This is a genomic window from Rhizobium sp. P1_E1, assembly GCF_056406015.1.
Window position 1 is genome coordinate 1 of sequence record NZ_JBFUAY010000398.1, and the last position, 2,501, is coordinate 2,501.

The following is a 2,501-nucleotide window of genomic DNA, read 5'->3' on the forward strand; positions in this document are numbered from 1 at the left end:
CTCGCATCCTGGCGAAAGGCACGCGAGACGGTCATGGCGGAGACGCCGACATATTTGGCGACCTCCGCCATCGTCAGCTTTTGAGCGTCTCCCGGCTTGAGACGCTTGTCTTTCGGCTCATCCTCGTTTTTCACTGGTCTCCGCTTTCACAAAGCTTCCGAGTTGGGCAATTCAAGACACGATAAAGTTATCGCTATCATCGCACAATCAATATTATTGCAGGAATGCACCGTTCCAAAGTCTGAAAACCAAGTTTTTTCGCAGCGGTCGGCAGATCGATGTCTATACGAAGCCCTCAAAACGCGACAAGATGATATCGATAACAATTAGAGGAAACGGAGGAGCATCATGTTCGGGCAAATTGACGGTACGGGTTTTGAGGTTCTCGACCCGCGCTTTGAAAGCTGCTTCGTCGGTCACGCTCGCGTCGAGCGGCTTTGGACGGGTGGCCGCTGGCTGGAGGGGCCGGCCTGGTTTGCCGCCGGGCGCTATCTGGTTTTCTCGGACATCCCCAACAACCGGATGATGCGCTACGACGATACCAGCGGGCACACATCGGTATTCCGCTCTCCCAGCAACAACTCGAATGGCAACACTGTCGACAATCAGGGACGGCTCATCACCTGCGAGCATCTGACGCGCCGTGTCACGCGAACCGAATTCGACGGCAGGATCACCGTTCTGGCCGATCGAATTGCAGGCAAGCGGCTCAATTCTCCAAATGACGTCGCCGTCAGGTCCGATGGGACCGTCTGGTTCACCGACCCGAGCTACGGCATCCTTCACGACTATGAGGGCGACTACGGCGAGGAGGAAATCGGCGGATGCCACGTCTACCGGCATGACCCGGCAACGGGCACGACCGATCAGGTGACGTCCGATTTCGTCAAGCCGAACGGGCTGGCTTTTTCCCCGGATGAGACGGTGCTCTATGTTGCAGACACCGGCGCAACGCATCTGCCCGGCGGTTCGCGCCATATCAGAAGGCTCGCAGTCTCGAATGAGGGCAGGCTGACCGATCTCGGCGTTTTCGCAGAATGCACCTCAGGTCTGTTTGATGGTTTTCGCGTGGATCGCAAAGGCAGGATATGGACGAGCGCCGGCGATGGTGTCCACGCCTATGATCCGGATGGAACGCTGCTCGGCAAGATCCATATTCCTGAAGGCGTCTCCAACGTCACTTTCGGCGGAGAGAAATCGAACCGTCTCTTCATCACCGCGAGCACCTCTCTTTACGCTGTTTATCTGACTGCCAACGGATCGAGACTCGGATAACGCCGAAAAGAGGCCGCCTTCCGGGACGGCCTCTCGTTTGCCGCGGTTTTTACGTCTTGCCTCACCGTTGGCTGAGGCCGTCCGCCAAACGAACGAGGCTGAGGAAATCCGACCTGTAGCCGAAAGTGTCCGTTCCCCGCGATGCCGCGGCGATATCGGCGATCGCCTGGTAAGAATAGGAATCGACGGCGGCGATCCGGCTCAGTTTCTGACCGAAGGCAGCGACGGCCACCGAGAACCGGACATCCTGCGGCGCGGCATCGACGGCGGCGACGGCGTTGCCGTCGTTGACGGGCGTGGTGATGAGGGCGCTCTTGTCCTCGCCCGGCCGCTTGTAACGCATCTTGACGAAGGCAAGCTCGCCTTGATGCGCGGTATCGGCGTTCGCGGCCGGCGCCCTATCGGCGGCGCCATAACGCAGGTCGTCATTCATGACCGCGGGACTTCCCTTCGGCGTAATCTCGTAAATCGCCGTGACCCTGTGGCCGGAGCCGATATCGCCGGCATCGACACGATCGTTGTTGAAATCCTCGCGCTTCAGCGCCCGCGTCTCGTAGCCGATCAAGCGGTACTCGGCGATCCGTTCCGGGTTGAACTCAACCTGGAACTTGACGTCGCTGGCGATCGGAAACAGCGTCGAGCCTGCTTCTTCGACCAGCGTCTTTTGCGCCTCCGCCAGGGTGTCGATATAGGCAGCACTGCCGTTGCCGTTCTGCGCCAGCGTCTGCATCAGGGAATCGTTGAGATTGCCCCGCCCAAAACCGAGAACAGTGAGGAAGATGCCGTCCCTGCGTCTCTCCTCGATGATCCGCTTCAAATCCTCGTCGCTCGACGGGCCGACATTGAAGTCGCCGTCCGTCGCCAGCATCACGCGGTTGACGCCGTCCTTGACGAAGCCCTGTTTGGCAAGATCGTAGGCCGCCTCGATGCCTTCGGCGCCGCCGGTCGAGCCGCCGGGCTCCAGCTTGTCGATCGCCGACAGGATCTTCGATTTCTCCGCCACGCGTGTCGGCGTCAGCACGGTGCCGGCATTGCCTGCATAGGTGACGATCGAGACGGTATCGTCGGCCTTCAGCCTGTTGACGAGGAGCCGGAAGGCGCTCTTCAGCAGCGGCAGCTTGTCTGGCTCGTCCATCGAACCCGACACGTCGATCAGGAAGACCAGATTGGCATGCGGCGTGGTCGCCGGCGCGATGTCATAGCCCTTGATCGCCACATGCATCAAT

The 2,501-nt window shown here is 59.8% G+C and carries 3 protein-coding genes; 1 reads left to right on the forward strand and 2 read right to left on the reverse strand.

The window, feature by feature from the left end:
* Positions 1 to 134: LacI family DNA-binding transcriptional regulator (locus AC1D1Z_RS36260; RefSeq protein WP_477853635.1), on the reverse strand; the 134-nt coding region annotated here is incomplete at its 3' end.
* 214 nt (positions 135 to 348) lie between these two features.
* Here AC1D1Z_RS36260 and AC1D1Z_RS36265 point away from each other — a divergent pair.
* Complete coding sequence (locus tag AC1D1Z_RS36265; protein ID WP_131646987.1) at positions 349 to 1,275, forward strand: SMP-30/gluconolactonase/LRE family protein; 927 nt, start codon at positions 349 to 351, stop codon at positions 1,273 to 1,275.
* Between the two features lie 61 nt (positions 1,276 to 1,336).
* On the opposite strand, the gene AC1D1Z_RS36270 is transcribed toward AC1D1Z_RS36265, so the two are convergent.
* Positions 1,337 to 2,501 (reverse strand): YfbK domain-containing protein (locus tag AC1D1Z_RS36270; RefSeq protein WP_477853634.1); only part of this gene is annotated, 1,165 nt, incomplete at its 5' end.

Coding starts and splice junctions, on each gene's coding strand:
- AC1D1Z_RS36265 (WP_131646987.1), top strand. CDS start 349: ATGTTCGGGCAAATTGACGGTACGGGTTTTGAGGTTCTCGACCCGCGC.